General features: G+C 36.9%; 14 protein-coding genes. 11 read left to right on the top strand and 3 right to left on the bottom strand.

Features of this window, described 5'->3' with window-relative positions:
- Positions 1-358: 358 nt before the first annotated feature.
- The 8 genes from ANA7108_RS0101530 to ANA7108_RS0101500 all read left to right on the top strand — a co-directional run bounded on the left by ANA7108_RS0101530 (position 359) and on the right by ANA7108_RS0101500 (position 7,380).
- On the top strand, positions 359-1,768 hold the full coding sequence (locus tag ANA7108_RS0101530) for an aspartate ammonia-lyase (protein ID WP_016948991.1): 1,410 nt from the start codon (positions 359-361) through the stop codon (positions 1,766-1,768).
- A 67-nt stretch (positions 1,769-1,835) separates the two neighbouring features.
- On the top strand, positions 1,836-2,645 hold the full coding sequence (locus ANA7108_RS26640) for a DNA cytosine methyltransferase (RefSeq protein ID WP_016948990.1): 810 nt from the start codon (positions 1,836-1,838) through the stop codon (positions 2,643-2,645).
- Positions 2,599-2,952 (top strand): hypothetical protein, encoded by a 354-nt coding sequence (locus ANA7108_RS0101520; protein WP_016948989.1) that lies wholly within the window; start codon positions 2,599-2,601, stop codon positions 2,950-2,952. The genes ANA7108_RS26640 and ANA7108_RS0101520 overlap by 47 nt, the downstream gene beginning before the upstream one ends.
- Positions 2,953-3,136: 184 nt before the next feature.
- Positions 3,137-4,108, top strand: coding sequence for a DUF362 domain-containing protein (locus ANA7108_RS0101515; RefSeq protein WP_016948988.1), 972 nt, complete (start codon positions 3,137-3,139; stop codon positions 4,106-4,108).
- 939 nt (positions 4,109-5,047) lie between these two features.
- On the top strand, positions 5,048-5,236 hold the full coding sequence (locus ANA7108_RS28430) for a hypothetical protein (protein WP_084776855.1): 189 nt from the start codon (positions 5,048-5,050) through the stop codon (positions 5,234-5,236).
- Positions 5,237-5,429: 193 nt separating this feature from the next.
- On the top strand, positions 5,430-5,942 hold the full coding sequence (locus tag ANA7108_RS0101510) for an inorganic diphosphatase (RefSeq protein ID WP_016948987.1): 513 nt from the start codon (positions 5,430-5,432) through the stop codon (positions 5,940-5,942).
- A 140-nt stretch (positions 5,943-6,082) separates the two neighbouring features.
- On the top strand, positions 6,083-6,466 hold the full coding sequence (panD, locus tag ANA7108_RS0101505) for an aspartate 1-decarboxylase (protein ID WP_016948986.1): 384 nt from the start codon (positions 6,083-6,085) through the stop codon (positions 6,464-6,466).
- 11 nt (positions 6,467-6,477) lie between these two features.
- Positions 6,478-7,380 carry an MBL fold metallo-hydrolase gene (locus tag ANA7108_RS0101500; protein WP_016948985.1) on the top strand — a complete coding sequence of 301 codons (903 nt, stop codon included), beginning with the start codon at positions 6,478-6,480 and terminating at the stop codon, positions 7,378-7,380.
- A 7-nt stretch (positions 7,381-7,387) separates the two neighbouring features.
- Here the strand turns inward: ANA7108_RS0101500 and ANA7108_RS0101495 are convergent, their stop codons facing one another.
- From ANA7108_RS0101495 to ANA7108_RS0101485, 3 genes are all read right to left on the bottom strand, one after another.
- Positions 7,388-8,428, bottom strand: a complete 1,041-nt coding sequence (locus tag ANA7108_RS0101495) for an anthranilate phosphoribosyltransferase family protein (protein WP_016948984.1) — start codon at positions 8,426-8,428, stop codon at positions 7,388-7,390.
- A 389-nt stretch (positions 8,429-8,817) separates the two neighbouring features.
- A complete protein-coding gene (locus ANA7108_RS0101490; protein WP_016948983.1) occupies positions 8,818-9,516 on the bottom strand; it encodes a glutathione binding-like protein in 699 nt (232 codons plus the stop codon).
- A 340-nt stretch (positions 9,517-9,856) separates the two neighbouring features.
- Complete coding sequence (locus tag ANA7108_RS0101485; RefSeq protein ID WP_016948982.1) at positions 9,857-10,771, bottom strand: LysR family transcriptional regulator; 915 nt, start codon at positions 10,769-10,771, stop codon at positions 9,857-9,859.
- Between the two features lie 283 nt (positions 10,772-11,054).
- On the opposite strand from ANA7108_RS0101485, the gene ANA7108_RS0101480 reads away from it, so the two are divergent.
- The 3 genes from ANA7108_RS0101480 to ANA7108_RS0101470 all read left to right on the top strand — a co-directional run bounded on the left by ANA7108_RS0101480 (position 11,055) and on the right by ANA7108_RS0101470 (position 17,242).
- Positions 11,055-12,701, top strand: coding sequence for a ShlB/FhaC/HecB family hemolysin secretion/activation protein (locus ANA7108_RS0101480; RefSeq protein WP_016948981.1), 1,647 nt, complete (start codon positions 11,055-11,057; stop codon positions 12,699-12,701).
- 127 nt (positions 12,702-12,828) lie between these two features.
- Positions 12,829-13,977: a VWA domain-containing protein gene (locus tag ANA7108_RS0101475; protein ID WP_016948980.1), complete on the top strand. Its 1,149-nt coding sequence runs from the start codon at positions 12,829-12,831 to the stop codon at positions 13,975-13,977.
- A 16-nt stretch (positions 13,978-13,993) separates the two neighbouring features.
- Positions 13,994-17,242 (top strand): tubulin-like doman-containing protein, encoded by a 3,249-nt coding sequence (locus ANA7108_RS0101470; RefSeq protein WP_016948979.1) that lies wholly within the window; start codon positions 13,994-13,996, stop codon positions 17,240-17,242.
- The last annotated feature ends 49 nt before the right edge of the window (positions 17,243-17,291 follow it).

The raw sequence follows: 17,291 nt of genomic DNA, 5'->3' as shown, positions 1-17,291 counted from the left end.
TATTTTTTATCTGAGCTTCCAACTGAATACAAAGCATAAAATAAACGAACCGCGTTCACGAAGTGTCCCGTAGGGATAGACGCGAAGAGCGCGTTCGCGTAGCGTGCCGAAGGCATAGGTAAGAGGTAAAACAGGTTTTTTGGGTTAGTTGCGTATATTTTTGCAAAATTGGGATGCTCCCCTCCAGACGCGGTGATTAATTGATGCAGATTCTCAAATCATCCCGCAATTATGCAACGCCGAGAATGTTTAAGAAGTCTAATTTCATATTGTCTAAACTACTTACAAAAATTCTAAATTAGTTTTTTGGTACAACTACATGGGATGATCTGTATTTTGAGATGAGCTAAACAATACTATGACTGACAATACAGATTTTCGCATAGAACGGGATTCGATGGGCGATCGCACTATCCCCAATCATGTTTACTATGGTATCCAAACCCAACGGGCTATCGAAAACTTCCCCATTAGTGGCTTAAAGCCTTTACCTACTTACGTTGATGCTTGTTTGTATATTAAAAAAGCTACCGCAATTGTCAATGGTGAATTGGGTTGTATTCCCGCAGATATAAGTGAAGTGATTATCCAAGCTGTTGATGAAATCCTCGCAGGTAAATTACGAGATCAATTTGTCGTTGATGTTTATCAAGCTGGTGCGGGAACATCACACCACATGAATATTAACGAAGTTCTCGCAAATCGGGCGCTAGAAATTCTTGGTGACGAAAAAGGTAACTACAAACGCGTTAGTCCTAACGATCATGTAAACTATGGGCAGTCTACCAACGATGTCATCCCTACAGCAATTCGCATTGGTGGTTTATTGGCGCTTTCCCAAACTTTACACCCAGCTTTAGAATTAGCAATTTCTGCTTTAGAAGCAAAAGCTACAGAATTTCAAGATATTGTCAAATCTGGGAGAACCCACCTCCAAGACGCTGTACCAGTGCGATTAGGTGATAATTTTGCGGCTTGGGCGCAAATCCTCTCAGAACACCAAAACCGTCTTTATATTGCTTCTGGGGATTTGATGGTATTGGGTTTAGGTGGTAGTGCTGCGGGAACAGGAATGAATACTCACCCTGAATATCGTCAAAGAGTTGTAGATATCCTCTCGCAATTATTGGAATTTCCCCTAGAACCTGCACCCCATTTAATGGCTGCTATGCAAAGTATGGGGGCGTTTGTGAATGTTTCCGGGGCGTTGCGGAATTTAGCACAGGACTTGGTGAAAATCTCCCATGACCTGCGTTTAATGGATTCGGGACCCAAAACAGGGTTTAAGGAAATTCAACTACCTCCAGTCCAACCTGGTTCTTCAATTATGCCCGGAAAATATAACCCAGTTATGGCAGAGATGACATCAATGGTCTGTTTTCAGGTAATGGGATATGATAGTGCGATCGCACTCGCTGCCCAAGCTGGACAATTAGAATTAAATGTGATGATGCCTCTGATTGCCTATAATTTAATTCACAGCATTGAGATTTTAGGTAATACAATTTCGGCTTTAACTACAAGCTGTATTCAAGGCATTATTGCAAATAAAGAACGTTGTTTAGCTTATGCTGAAGGCAGTTTAGCATTAGTCACAGCCTTGAATACTCACATCGGTTATCTTAATGCTGCTGCTGTCGCTAAAGAATCTTTAGAAACAGGTAAATCTCTGCGGCAAATTGTTTTAGAAAAAGGCTTAATGACAGAAGTAGAATTAGCCACTGTTTTAGATTTAGAACAAATGAGTGCAATTGTGCCTTTAACATAAATACAAGATCCTCGACTTCTCAAGAATTCGGGGATCTGATAGATAGGGTAAGTCAACTGATTAATATATGAAAACAAACAATTTAAAAGCTATAGAATTATTTGCTGGTATTGGCGGTTTTCGCTTAGGCTTAGAAAATGCGAATATTCAAAGTGTATGGGCTAATGATATCAATAAACTCAGTTGTCAAGTTTATGAAAGTAATTTTGGTAAAAATTCCATAATGTTAGATGACATTAATAAAATTACTATATCAGATATACCCAATCATGATATTTTGACTGCTGGCTTTCCTTGTCAACCATTTAGCCCTGCTGGTAAAAAACTAGGTGTGAGAGATAGTGTTAGAGGAACTTTATTTGAACGTATTGTAGAAATAATAGCCGAAAAAAAACCTAAATATTTCTTCTTAGAAAATGTCAAAAGACTGTTAACAATGGAAAATGGCTATCATTTTCGAGTAATTTTAAATGCTCTATCGGAATTAGATTATTTGATTGAATGGAGAATTATTAGTCCTATTAGCTTTGGTATACCACAAAATAGAGACAGAATTTTTATTTTCGGAACTAAATTAAATTCAGTTAATATAAATTCTCAGCTTTTACAAAATACATCAGTTTTCTTGACTGAATCAGATTTAGAAAATTTACACAATCCAGAAATATTAATAAATAAATATATGATACCTATAATGGTAAATGAAGGTAAAAATTATAATTGGGGAATTGCTTATAAAAATAAAATGTTAACCCTGAATCTTCCTACTTTACCTGATATCAAACCAAGACAAAGGTTAAAAGATATTTTGCAAGATAATTTAATAGTAGATGATCAGTTTGATTTTACATCTGATACCTTTTTCTCTAACTGCTAATTTAAAATTTCATAACGTTTTTTTTGTAGAAAAGGAACGAACTGGAGATTATCAAACTACTTATGGAATTATGGAAATTATCCGCCGTAATGGCAATAAAGATGATGTGATCGCTTTTTTAGAGGAACGGAATTTTCCTTTGGATGAAATTGGGCGCGAGGCACTAGCAGAAAGAATTTTACAATCACCTCCAACAATAGGCTATCTAACGATTTCTAACGCTTTACAATGGCGGTTGCAATATAGCAGAGTTATCCAATTTTCCACAATAGCAACAACAATAGGAATAGAAAATTTATTAGTGTAAAAATCCCAATAAAAAGATAGTCAAGAATTAATTTAATTAAGTTGCATTGCTAATTACTAATAACTTAAAAATCATGTATATAGGAATTTAGGCATAATTTATTACTATTAACTTAGTATTAACCGACTTACCTTGATTTTATCTAAATTTCGTTTATATTATTATAATAACGCAACTATTCCCCATGCAAACACAACAACCATCTGTTAGTCTGATTCGAGCTAAATCCTACGCACAAGACGCTTTAAAAGAATCCTTGGAAACACTGCTAGAACCTTTAGGGGGCATGGCTGCTTTTGTTAAACCAGGAAACCGGGTTTTACTCAAACCCAACCTCCTCACAGGTTCTCGTCCGACTAAAGAATGTACCACCCGTCCAGAATTAGTACGTGCTGTTGCCGAAATGGTAATTGCAGTTGGTGGTAAGCCATTTTTGGGAGATAGCCCCGCTTTTGGGAGTGCAAAAGGTGTAGCGATAGCTAATGGTTTATTACCAATTTTAGAAGAATTGAATTTACCGCTTGTTGAATTTCATGGTAAACGTTATCAAACAGTCAACGACAATTTTAATCACCTACTACTCTCTAAAGAAGCAATGGAAGCAGACGTGATTATTAATCTCCCCAAAGTTAAATCTCATATGCAATTAACTTTAACTTTAGGAGTAAAAAATCTCTTTGGTTGCGTTCCTGGGAAAATGAAAGCTTGGTGGCATATGGAAGCTGGCAAAGATGCTAACAGATTTGGAGAAATGTTAGTAGAAACAGCTAGGGCAATTAACCCCAATCTAACCATTTTAGATGGTATTATTGGTCATGAAGGTAATGGACCAAGTGGTGGAGAACCTCGTAATTTAGAAGTTTTAGCAGCATCAGCTAATGTATTTGCTTTAGATAGGGCAATGCTGGAAGTTCTCAAAGTTTTACCTGAACAAGTTCCCACTGTTGCCGCTTCCCAAAGACTAGGAATTTGTCCAGAATTAAGTGAAATTGACTTTCCTAATTTATCACCAGATTTACTACGAATAGAAGATTGGCAATTACCAGAAAAATTAATGCCTATTGATTTTGCTATGCCTCGTGTGATTAAGTCCACATTTAGGCATCTTTACATCCGATTTATTAAAGAACCAATGAGTGCTTATGGCAAAGGATAAAAGTGCAGACAGATGATTCCTTAACCTTTAAATAATTTTTTTTTAATCTTGTGGAAATCTAGATGGTGAATAGCGATAAGTATATGACAGCCATCTAGCCAATGACAAAGTAATTTGTGATTACCTCTGATTGCTTAAGCATACCGCCTTTGTACAAAGGCGGTTTTTTAATCCCTTACTCTTACTGAAACTGTAAACCTGTAGCTACTTCTGACTCCTAAATTCTGCCGTAATATTGCTAATTGTTTGCTGTCAGCAAATCTCTACTATCTAGATGTTTTTTATCTACTTATATAGAGATTGACAAAGAAACAGTAACAATTACCATGCCAGAAAATTTAGATTTGCAAATGCTTTTGGTAACAATCACTGAACAAACCTAGTGAAATAGTTACTATGCAGCTATTATTTTGCGAGGGGATGATTCTGCTGAAAGAATATCATTACTCTGATTTTCCGGAATGCTCAGATTTTCCTGTGTATCTACAGTTGAGCAATTGACAATACCTAAAATGCTTTAAGTAAGTTTAGCTAAATGTAAACTGTATCAAACCTAATAACATCGACGCAAATACTCTTACCAAAAGCCTTTTCAGATGTTATAATCTGAGGACATCATCTTAATCAACTTAGTTTATTGAACATCAACTCCAACTCACAAGGTAATCAATAATGCAGTGATCATGATCACAATGTCAACTAACCCTGACACAGATCAAAAAAGTATCTGAAAATATTTAGTTACCCAAAAAAGTATCAGATGTTTGACACTTAATTTGTAACAAAAGTATCATGTATAAAAAACTGGTTTGCCCCTTTTCAAAATAGATGAGATTCTTTAAAGCTACAGAGTTTACGAAAAAAAATAGCTAGAATAATATTGAGACTCTCTTTATAGAGAGTAAAACTAACAAGTGATATGACAAACCACAATTTTGTATGAATTCAAATAGCCAGTCTGCCAATTCTTCCGACACATATTCCCAACGTTTGGCAGACATTGTGGGAACTGCGATCGCTCTGGTAACCCTGATCCTCCCTGTATTTATCATTTCTCACTATTCTTCACCCGATGTTCAGAATAGTCAGCAACAGCTAACCTATTACCTGGACAGAAGTAAGGATTAAACAAGATGTAAAAGCATTGTGACAAATATATACTCTACAAAGCGACTAGATGGTCAATTTATTTAGTATAAAAATACTAGTAAATAGCATTTAAATGAATACCTTGGGCAGAGATCCAAAATTGCTCTAAAATTCTACACGGGGAACCAAACTGATTGTCCCCGTGATTAACTTTTAGTAGAGGAGTTTTATTGTGGATTTATCCCTTATTCCTGCCCAACCGAAACCGGGTGTGATCAACGTTCTGATTGAAATTCCTGGCGGGAGTAAAAATAAATACGAATTTGATAAAGACTTGCAAGCTTTTTCCTTAGACCGGGTACTTTCTTCCTCAGTAAAATACCCTTATGACTACGGGTTTATACCCAACACATTAGCTGATGATGGCGATCCGCTAGATGGTATGGTAATAATGGATGAACCGACCTTCCCTGGTTGTGTCATTGCTGCAAGACCCATTGGTTATTTGGAAATGATTGATGGTGGCGACCGCGATGAAAAAATTCTTTGTGTTCCCGACAAAGATCCACGCTACGCCCATGTAAAATCATTGCAGGATGTACCTCCCCACCGTCTAGATGAAATTGCCGAATTTTTTCGCACTTATAAAAACTTGGAAAAGAAAGTGACAGAAATACTCGGTTGGCAGGATGTAGAGAGGGTTGCACCCTTAGTAGAGAAGTTTATCAAAGCTGCTAAAAAATAGATGTTGGGTAATGAGTAATAAGTGATGGGTAATGGGTATAATAAATACCAATTGCCCATGACAAAACTGAAAAAACCGCCAACAACCCTATTGACCAGATTAAAACCACGCTCACTTGTTGCAGAAAAAACCAAACCGAAATGCAGCGCACTCTCCTTTTGGCTAAGATTCATAACTGTACCCTCACGGCAGCGAATATCAACTACGTGGGTAGTATCAGCATTGATGAAGTACTTTTAGATAAAGCTGGTATTTTACCTTATGAGCAAGTACAAGTAGTGAATAATGCTAATGGTAAGCGTTTTATTACTTACGCAATTCCTGCAACCGCTAATTCAGGAGCCATTGAATTAAATGGAGCGGCCGCACGTTTAGGCATTATTGGCGATCGCTTGATTATAATGACTTACGGGCAGTTTACACTAGAGGAGTTAAAACATTACTCTCCTACGGTTGTCATTGTGGACGAAAAAAACCGGATGCTGGAAGTACGAAACTACGATGATCTGCTCAGTAAGCTCTAATTTCAAGAAAAATGTCAAATTTTGAGCTGTCTGATTCCCAAAGCTACGTCAATGAAAAGTTAACTCCCACGCTAAATAACCTTGCTGGGGAGTTTTGGGTTAAATTCTGGGGTGTGCGCGGTTTAATTGCTACCCCAAACAGTCATACCTGCCGCTACGGTAGTAATACTGCTTGCGTAGAGATATGTATAGCAGGGCAACGCTTGATTTTTGATGGAGGTACTGGCTTACGGGTTTTAGGTAAGACTTGGCAACAACTACAAGAGCCTTTAGAAGCCCATTTATTTTTTACTAACTCCCAATCAAATCGCATTCAAGGATTTCCCTTTTTTGCACCTGCATTTATTACCGATAATTGCTTTCATATTTATGGTACGGCTGCCTCAAATGGCGCATCAATCAAACAATGCCTGTGCGATCAGATGCTCCAACCTCACTTTCCTTACCCTTTACAGGTAATGCAGTCGGAGTTGCTTTTTCATCATTTAATTCCTGGGAATGCAGTGGAATTAGGTGATGTCAAAATTACAACAGCATTAATTAATAAAAACCAGAGGTCAATTGGCTACCGAATCAGTTGGGGAAACCATAGCATGAGCTATGTGACCGATTTACACCAGAATCTTGATTTAGAAGAGCAAGAGCAGATTCTAAAAATCATAGCAGGTGTTGATTTACTAGTGACTAACGCTACCTATACTCCGCCAACTAATAAAAACCATGAGTATGCTGAATTACTCTGGAAAACTCCGGTGGATTTAGCTCAAAGTGCTGGTGTACAAAAGTTAGTAATTTCGCACCATCATCCAGACGACGATGATGTTTTTCTTGACCAAATTCAAGACCAACTGAAATCTAATTTTCCTAATGTGTTACTAGCTTGCGAAGGTATGGTGTTGCCAGTGATTCCGTAACTTCAAGTTACCTAAATTCAATTTTTAGTTCTTGAAGTTTAGCCGCTACTGCGCCACTGCTAAATAACTTGGATGCTTTATCCATCCCAGCACGAATATCTGGGCAAATCCCACTTCGCCAAAGGTAAAAACTGCCATTCCATAAAGCTGTTTGCATGAGTTCAACTGGTTTACCAGCCAAAACTGCTTGCATATCGTTGATGAGTTCTTCGGTAGTGCCAAGGGGGACATTTTTGGTAGTAAAACCGTATTCACGGGGTACAAGTTGGAGTCGTTCTAATTCTGGGGATGTTGTTTGTGAAGATAGTCCGATGATTGCTGTGCGATCGCGCGGTAAATCACAGCTACCTTCTAAACCCTTGACAAAAGTAAATTTTGTTACTCCACGCAAGCCCAATGCTATCTGAAACATTGCTTCTGTCGGGGGGTGAACAAAGCCAGCAATGATGTGAGCATCCCCAGCGTATGGAGACCAAATTAACTCCATTGTTGCTAATGGTGGACGCTTACCCAATTGATCACGATATTCCCACAAAGTTTGATTTAACGGGAAATGCTTTGGTGTATAAACAAAACCAATTCCTGTTTTCTCAAAAATCTGCTGGGTTTGTTCGAGTGGTAAATCAGTCCAATCGACTCCTAAACCTTGCCAAATATCTATTAAAGGTAAACCATATTTTGTTGGTAAGCGATTCCCCCCGTGCATAATCACAGGTTTTCCCGCAGCCGCTAATAATAAAGCTGTAATAATATTAATTGGCGCGGTGCGGGTTCTGCCATCATAGGGTATGCCTAAAACAATGACAGTTTCTGCTATTGGTTGCAACTTCGGACCAAGTTGATAATAAGCATCTAACATTCCCGCTAACTCTTCTCCAGTGGGACGTTTAATGCGGTGAGCAATTAAAAAAGCACCAATTTGTACTGGTGTCGCTTCACCTATTAACATCATTTTTGTAGCAGTAGCGGCTTCAGCACGAGTTAAATTTTCTGATGTATGACTGCCACTACCTACTTTTTGGATAAATCCTCTAAATATATTAGTCATTTGTCAATTTTTGTGCGGGTTTCCCGACTTGTAGCAACTGGCGCGACACAGATAATGAAAAACAAGGTTAGGAAATTCGGCACAGCCTCATAAAGAAATGGGATGACTCCAAAAAGGGACTTCCAAATAAAAGACCATCGCTTTTAGGGCAATAAGATGCTGTGAAATTGGATAATTTAAGTAGGTAAACAGAAAAATTTAAAGGTATGTGAAGAAAAGTAAATAGGGGTGAAACCCTCTTTCCCCCTGCTAGAAAGCCCCCTGCTCCCTGCCTGACCCCAACGACAATTTTTAACGCCCACCTACTTATTTTTGGAGTTCCCTGACATTAATGGCGATATCTCATTACCTAAAACGTAAAGCCTTTGGGATCAATATTTAATTTTTGATTACGGCTTAACAGTATTGGCAGACTGATTAAATAACAAATCTCGTGATTGTTCGGGACTGATTTGCTGATTTTTGAAAGCCTCAGCTTTCTCATAAGCTCGAATAGTTGCTGGACGGGCTTTAATTGCTTCAAACCAGCGTTGTAGATGAGGAAAATCTTCCAGCTTTTGACTTTGTCGTTCGTAAGGTACAATCCAGGGATAGCTGGCAATATCGGCAATGGAATAATCCCCAGCAATGAATTCACGATCGCTTAATCGTTTATTTAAAACAGCGTATAATCGTCCAGTTTCCTTGACATAGCGATTAATGGCGTAATCAATTTTTTCCGGGGCATATTGGCTGAAATGATGGTTTTGTCCTGCCATTGGACCCAATCCCCCCATCTGCCAAAACAGCCATTGCAGAACCTCTACACGACCGCGAATATCTGTTGGCATCAACTTTCCAGTTTTGTCTGCCAAATACTGTAAAATTGCTCCAGACTCAAAAACAGAAATAGGTTCACCACCATCAGCAGGTTGGTGATCAATAATTGCAGGAATACGATTATTGGGAGAAATCTTCAGAAACTCCGGTTTAAACTGGTCTCCTGCACCAATATTTACCGGAATAACGTTATAGGGTATTCCAACTTCTTCCAAAAATAGGGTAATTTTATGGCCGTTGGGTGTAGTCCAATAGTAAAGGTCAATCATAGAATATGGTTAGGATATCAATTGAATGATCAAACTTAGAGGTTGTTTGAAAAGTCTAAATTATTGCTCTTACTCGTGAATATATAGCATTTCCTAGTCTAATGGAGTACAAAATTATCTGCGTTTATCTGCGTCCATCTGTGTTTAACTATTACTGCTTGTACCTCACTTAAATGGGAATTGCTATAATTCACTACTACAGAAACAAAACTTTTAAAACATTCTCTTAGACATAAATAGACTTTCAAACTTTTCAATTACTATATTACCTAAATATATTGAAGTTGTTGAGAAATTTGCTCCAACTCCCAAATTTAAAAACAGAAAGTTCTGGATGAATTTATAAATGAATATTATCCTTGACGAGTTGCCAAAAATGCTGAATTGGGGGAATCTGGAGACGGTCTTGAGTTGTTACCATGACTACCCGCCGAGTTAAACTCGAATTATCAGCTAAATTGCTATTGTTAGCTAGAGGACGAACTGCAAGAGTAGGATCATATCTGGCTTCTATTAATGCTGAATGAGGTAGTAAAGCAATGAGTTCTCCTTGACGGACTACTCCCCGAAAAGCATCTAAAGTATTTACTTCCAAAGCTGCATGGAGTTTAGCTTCCATCTGTTCAAATCGATCTTGAATTAGACGTTGCATTCCATAGCCATCTTTAAATACTACTTGAGGATAACGAATTAATTCCAACCAAGGGATAGATTCATATTTAGCTAGGGGATGATTAGCTGCGGTTAAGACTTCTATGGGTTCATCATATAGAACTTCTACGGCCATTTCTTTACCAGAGATTAAAAAGCGATTGTGCATGACAATTGCTAAATCGACTAAACCATCTTTGAGAACTTTGAGAGAGCGATCGCTTCCTAATGATGTTACCCTCAATTGTACTTCTGGATAATCATGACCAAACTTTTGTAACACTGGTGGTAAGTAATAAGCACAGACCGAATGAATCGCTGCAATACATAGTTCTGGTTGCTTTCCCCCCATTAAATCTGTTAATTCTTGTGTAGCGGACTCCCATTCTTGGCAAATTTTACGGACACGGGGAAGTAAACGTTCACCCCCTAACGTCAATTTAGCATGGGTGCTTCGATGAAATAATTCTACTCCCAAATCTGCTTCTAGTCCCTGAATTTGCCTACTAATAGTTGATTGAGTCACACCACATTGTTTTGCGGCTTGTTGAAAGCTGCCAGTTTTAGCGATCGCCAAAAAGGCTTGCAACTGCTCTAGACGCATTTTGATCTAGCCTGAATATAAATTTATTACTTTCACTAATTTAATGGGTTTCTCTGTATAATTTAAATTTAATTTAAATTTAATTTAATTTTTTATCCAGATATTTAATTTACATCATCACATTAGCATAAATACTTGTTAATACTGATGATAAAAACCGAAGAACTAAAACCCAACTTAAATCCTATGAATTAATAATTTTGAAATTAAAGCAGTTTTTATGTACTTAGACATACTATTGATTCCTCTTTGCGCCTCTGCGCCTCTGCGTGAGACAAAAAATATGGAAATTACCGATTATATCGTTCAAAGACCTGACCCTGTTATCCCAAAAAACCGCGAATTCAGCCCAATTCAGCCTAAAAAATCTCTACCTACTCCTCTAGAAACCAATCCACCCACTCTGCAACCTGGGAACATATTGCCACAGATTCCCGGTACAATTCGCGTAGAAGGCTTTGAATTTGAGGGAAATACTGCTTTTAGCAATCGCCAACTTGCAGAAGTCACCAAGCCCTTTACAGACAGGGAAATTACCTTTGCGGAACTCATAGCAGTAGAGACAGCAGTAACGCAAAAATATGTCGAAGCTGGATATATCAATTCTGGTGCGGTGATTTTGGCTAATCAAAGCTTTCCTAGAACTGGAGGAGTGGTAAAAATTCGGATTATCGAAGGGGAATTAATAGAAATTCAGATTATCGGTAATCGTCGCCTCAATGCTAATTATCTGCGATCGCGTTTAGAAATTGCCACTAAAAAACCCCTCAACCGCAACAAATTATTAGAAGCCTTACAAATACTGCAACTCAACCCCCTAATTGCGAATATTTCTGCTGAACTCCAAGCCGGAAGTCGTCCCCAACAAAGTCGGTTACAAGTGCGAGTCAAAGAAGCAGATACACTTACTAGTGAAATATTTATGGATAACAATCGTTCTCCCAGCGTGGGTAGTTTACGACGGGGTATTAAAATTAATCAAGGCAATTTACTTGGTTGGGGTGATGGATTAGAGTTATCTTATACAAACAGTGATGGGAGTAATGCCTTTGATGCTAATTATACTTTACCCATCAATGCCCACAATGGCACAATTGAATTTACAGCAGGTGTAACTAATACTAACGTGATTGAACAGCCATTTAATCGCCTAGATATTGCGGGAAAATCACGCACTTATGAACTCACATATCGTCAACCCATTATTCAAAAACCAAATCAAGAAATAGCATTAGGGTTAACTTTTTCCCGACAAGAAAGCCAAACTTCCCTGTTAAAAGAGGGATTTCCCCTATCTCCAGGAGCGAATAATCAGGGAGAAACCAGCGTTTCCAGTTTGCGGTTTTTTCAAGAATATGTGCAAAGGAGTCCTCGTCAAGTTTTAGCAGCGCGATCGCAATTTTCTTTAGGTACAGATATTTTTGGTGCTACAGTAAATAATAATGCACCAGATAGCCGCTTTTTTGCCTGGAGAGGACAAGGGCAATATGTGCGTTCATTAGCACCAGAAACCTTGTTAATTCTGCGTTCCGATATTCAGATATCCACAGATTCATTACTATCTCTAGAACAGATCGGAATTGGTGGAGTTAGAAGCGTGCGAGGCTATCGTCAAGACTTAATCTTAACAGATAACGGTGCGATCGCCTCAGCAGAATTACGTATTCCTATTCTGCGTATACCAGAAGCAAAAGGAGTTTTACAGGTAGCACCCTTCCTTGATTTTGGGGTAGGGTGGAACTATGCGGGAGAAAAAGCAAATTCCCAATCAAATAATTTATTAGGTACAGGTTTAGGGTTAATCTGGCAAATGAGCGATAAGTTAAATGCGCGTTTAGATTATGGTATCCCCCTCATCGATGTGAAAGCAAGTGATGAAACCTTACAAGATCAAGGTTTTTACCTCACTATTAACTATTTTCTATTTTAAGTAAGGCAAGAAAGAAATAAAAAAACATAAAAGAATTTTTAATCGTAAATATTATTTTTTTGACACAATGCGCTTTCATCAATGGCAATTGTCAGATAAAATACAGAATAAACCGTATATATAATTTGTGAATATAACAAAAATTCTCCCTGGACAACCACTGACTGACACACAAAAAAATGGCTTACAGTTAGTATCCCTCTTGGGTGGGGGTAAACGTGATGTTGTTTTAGCCATTGATGTAACGGAAAGTGTGGGTTTAAATGACCAAGGACGTATTCGCTTACGTCAGATAGTTGAAGACAGCCTCAAACCTGGAGATTCTGTTTACATTGTTCCTTTTGCTCAAGATTTAGTTTTTGATGAAGTTATATCTCTAGAAAATCCATTAGGAACGCCAATATATTTTAGTAATAAAAATATAGAAAATATTGATAAAGTCTTAGCAAAAATTCCTTTTAACTATGATCCTAACCGCTACGGAACAGATATTCAAAGAGCAGAATTAACTGTTTATCAAGCCATAGCACAGATTAATCAAAATCGCCTCTCAAAAAATCAACCAATTAAGCCGCAGTCAGTTGTTTGGATTACTGATGCACCATTATTGACTAAACCAGGAATTACTTCCCAAATTTGGATAGAAACTCCTGCTAATAGTCCTTTTAGAATAGCAGAATCTACGGAAAGTCAAGAGCGACAAAATTGGATTCAATCTTTACATTTAAAAGAGCGATCGCTTATTATTAAAAACCAAGATAATAAAGATTATAAACTATCTGTAATAGACATTAACTCTACAGTTCAAGAATTTTGTACACCAGCACCAGGAAATCAAGAAACTTGTTTAGTTAATCCTTATTTAATTAAACAGCTATGGCTTCCCAGTTTCATTTTATTATTAATATTGGTATCCGGAATTTGGAGTATATTCAGATTTGCCAGACTACAAAAAAAATGGGAAGTGCGAATCAAGTTAGAAGATGATGGAGAAGATGAAGAAAAAATATGTAGATTAGCAAATCATAAAAAAATCGCAATTGGTGAAGATGATTCTAGCTGTATACATTCTATTGACTTTAGAGGTGGAGACATTAAAGCATATTTAGAACGTAAAGGAGAAAAGCTTTATTTAGTGCCAAAGGAAGATGCAAAAATTGAACTTAACAACAAAAAAATTACATCACGGACTCTTATCTCTAGTTCTAATTTTACACTAAATTGTCCAGATAAACGCCAACGCGATCACGAGATTTCTATCAAAATTAAAAAATAGTATTCAAGGAAAAACCATGACTCAAGCATCTGCAAACGAAACCCAATCTAGAGGAATTAATCGCACAATTTGTATCGGTTTAGGTGGAACTGGTAGAGATGTTTTAATGCGAATTAGAAGGTTACTTGTTGACCGCTATGGAGATTTAAATAATTTACCAATTGTTAGTTTCGTTCATATTGACACAGATAAAGCTGCAACCCAAGTCACAGGTATTAGAACTGGGAGTACATATCATGGCGTTGATTTAAGTTTTAAAGAATCTGAAAAAGTCGGTGCTACCATGTCATCTAAAGATGTCACCATGTTTGTAGAAGGACTAGAACGGCGTTCAGAATATAGTAGTTATGGACCTTATGACCATATTGGGATCTGGTTTCCTCCTCAGTTATTGCGAGACGTTAGAGCAATTGAAGACGGTGCAAAAGGTATTAGACCTGTGGGACGACTGGCTTTTTTCCACAACTACCAAAAAATTCAAGTAGCCATTGAAACAGCCGAAAAAAAGACGAGAGGACATGAATCTTTATTATTGCAATCAGGTTTAGAAATAAAAGCAGGATTAAATATTTTTGTGGTCGGTTCTCTTTGTGGTGGCACAGGAAGCGGAATGTTTTTAGATGTTGCTTATAGTCTGAGAAATATTTATGGTGAACAAGGCGCTTGCATTTTTGGCTATTTAGTCATTAGTCCAGAATTGTATGGTAATACAACGAGCATGATTTCTAACACTTATGCTGCCCTTAAAGAACTCAATTACTATAGTTCTCCTGGCACAAAATTTGAAGCTTGTTATGATACTCAAAATTTAGTTTCTGTACAAGAACAACGTTCACCATTTGAATATACTTATTTAGTAAGTAATCAAACACTAGGAGAATATTCAATACTTACACAAGGTAAGCTATGTAATGTAATTGCTCATAAAATTGCTTTAGAATTTTCTGGTGAATTAGCAGCATCTGTCAAAAGCAACAGAGATAATTTGCAAGAACATCTAATCAAGAATGATGATCATCCACGCCCTAATAGCCAAAGATACTTAACATTTGGACTATCAGCGATTTATTTTCCTCGTGATACGATCATTCAAATAGCCTTAACAAAAGTCGGTTCAGAATTAGTCAAATTTTGGTTAAATGGTGAAGGTCAAAGCCCTGATCCTGCAAACTTATTAGAGCAATTTTTGATTCAAAATCATTGGCATAATGATTTAGTAAAACGAGATGGATTAATTAATAAATTAGCGGAATCTGTAGAAGAATCTAATAAGACTTTTAGTAATAGTATCAAAACTTGGCAAAATAAATTATCAAAGTTAATCTCTGAATGTAAAACTAAGGATGATCGCGCAAATGTACGGCAACAGTTAGCGACAGAATTTTATAAACAGTTCCGTACTGTACAACCAGGAGAAACTGAAAGTATTCGCGGTTATTGGTTGACCAAATTAATACAAGCTGCTCCTAAAATTATCAAAGAACTTAGCACCAACATTGATGATTATTTGATTCAGCTACTTACACCAATAGAAGCTAACTTTTCTATTAAAAACAGCCGTAACTGGTTAGAAGCACTGCAACATGAATTGCATAAATATCAACGTGATTTGCAAGAATCAATAACTGATTTTGGGGGAATGAAACGCATAGAGGATGTAGAAAGAAAGTGGGATAACACTGATCAAATAATTGAAGAACTGGAAAATAAATTTATGCTGATTGGCAATTTAAAGAATAGCCAATTTCAAGAAGAATGTAAAAAGGTAATTCAGGAAGTTTGTAAACTGATCAGGCATAATTTTAATTTAACAGTTTTACAAGAAACACTGAAAATTGTTAATCAGTTACAAAAGCACGTTCAAGAAAGAGAAAAACAAGTTGCTGCTTTTAGCAGTTTAGTAGAAGACTTACAAAGTGCTTATGAGAAGGAGGAACAAGAATTAAAACAGTTGAATTTTGATGAAATGAGTGGAGAAGCAATTTTTGATAGTGAGGATATAGAACTTTGTCATCAAACAATCTTACCAGAAAATGATGTTCGTCCTCAATTAGTCTTAGCAAGTTCAGCACTTACCGAAGAAACTGGCAGAGGAGCATCTTTGGCATTTTTCCTGAATATGGAACGCACTACTCACTCTCAGCTAAAACAAGAAATTGATCTGAAAATTGATAGTTTATTTGCTTTTCGAGGTAGCAATATTGTTACTTCTGTGATTAAACGCTTCATGCAAAAATACTCCTTAGCTGCACGTTCAACTCGTTTAGCACAAATTATGCAGGAAGCTCAACCTTTGCTGCGTTTAAATTTGAATGATCCTTATTTCCGAGATGATCCTGCTAAAAGTAGTAAATTAGTAGGATATAAAGATACAGATGAATTAGAAGTGAAACAGTTTAAAACTTTACTCACTCAAGATTTAGGAGTTTCAAACACTGTTTTAAAACCAATGCAAGCAGATGATGAAATTTTATTTGTGAATGAGTATGGTGCATTTCCTTTGAGATTAATTAGTAATTTGGAAAGAATGAGAAACCCATATTTACGAGAACAAAATTCTGGCAAATATTTCTTGCATAATGACTATTACACTTCCTTTCCTGATATTATCCCACCTAATGCAGGAAAAATGGAAGAAGTGGAGAATATTTTTTATCCTTGTTTAGCATTGGAATTATTAACAGCAAATTACGAAACTCAAGAATTAGAGTTTCAACATTATGACTCGTTCCAAGATAGTTATTATACTGCTGCGGTGAGTGCAAACTGGATGCAATCTTTAGAAGATTTGGCAAATAATCGCAATATGGCGGATACTTTACAGAAGATTTTAGATGATGTAATTTCGGAAATGCAAAATAATCCGAAACTATGGGAAAATGAATATCTACCGAAACTGCGTCATTTTCCAGATAAGCTCAAGCAAATACCCAAAGATAGTCCTAATTTTCCCCATATCCAAAAAGTCTATGTGTCACCTGACAAGATACAACCAACAGTTAGGGAAGGAGTAATAAATCGTTTTTGGAAGAAGATGGAAGCAAGATTTAGAAATCAAAATTCACTTCCACCCAGAAACAATACAGGAACTCAAAAAGCTATTGTTGGGGAAATAGTTCCTAGTTCTCCTCTAGAAAATAACAATAATCAAGACAAATTACGTTCAGAATTAGCACGTTTAAAAGAATTGTTTGATAATAACTTGATTCCTCAAGAATATTATGAGATACAAATGCAAAAAATAGTCGAGAAATATCTCACCTAGTATAGCCTTTTTTATGGGTAGTTCATATCTACCCACTTTTCACAATCTT

Source organism: Anabaena sp. PCC 7108, from assembly GCF_000332135.1.
GTDB lineage: Bacteria > Cyanobacteriota > Cyanobacteriia > Cyanobacteriales > Nostocaceae > Anabaena.
The sequence above is the reverse complement of the archived record's forward strand: the minus strand, read 5'-3'. Positions and strand labels throughout refer to the sequence as shown.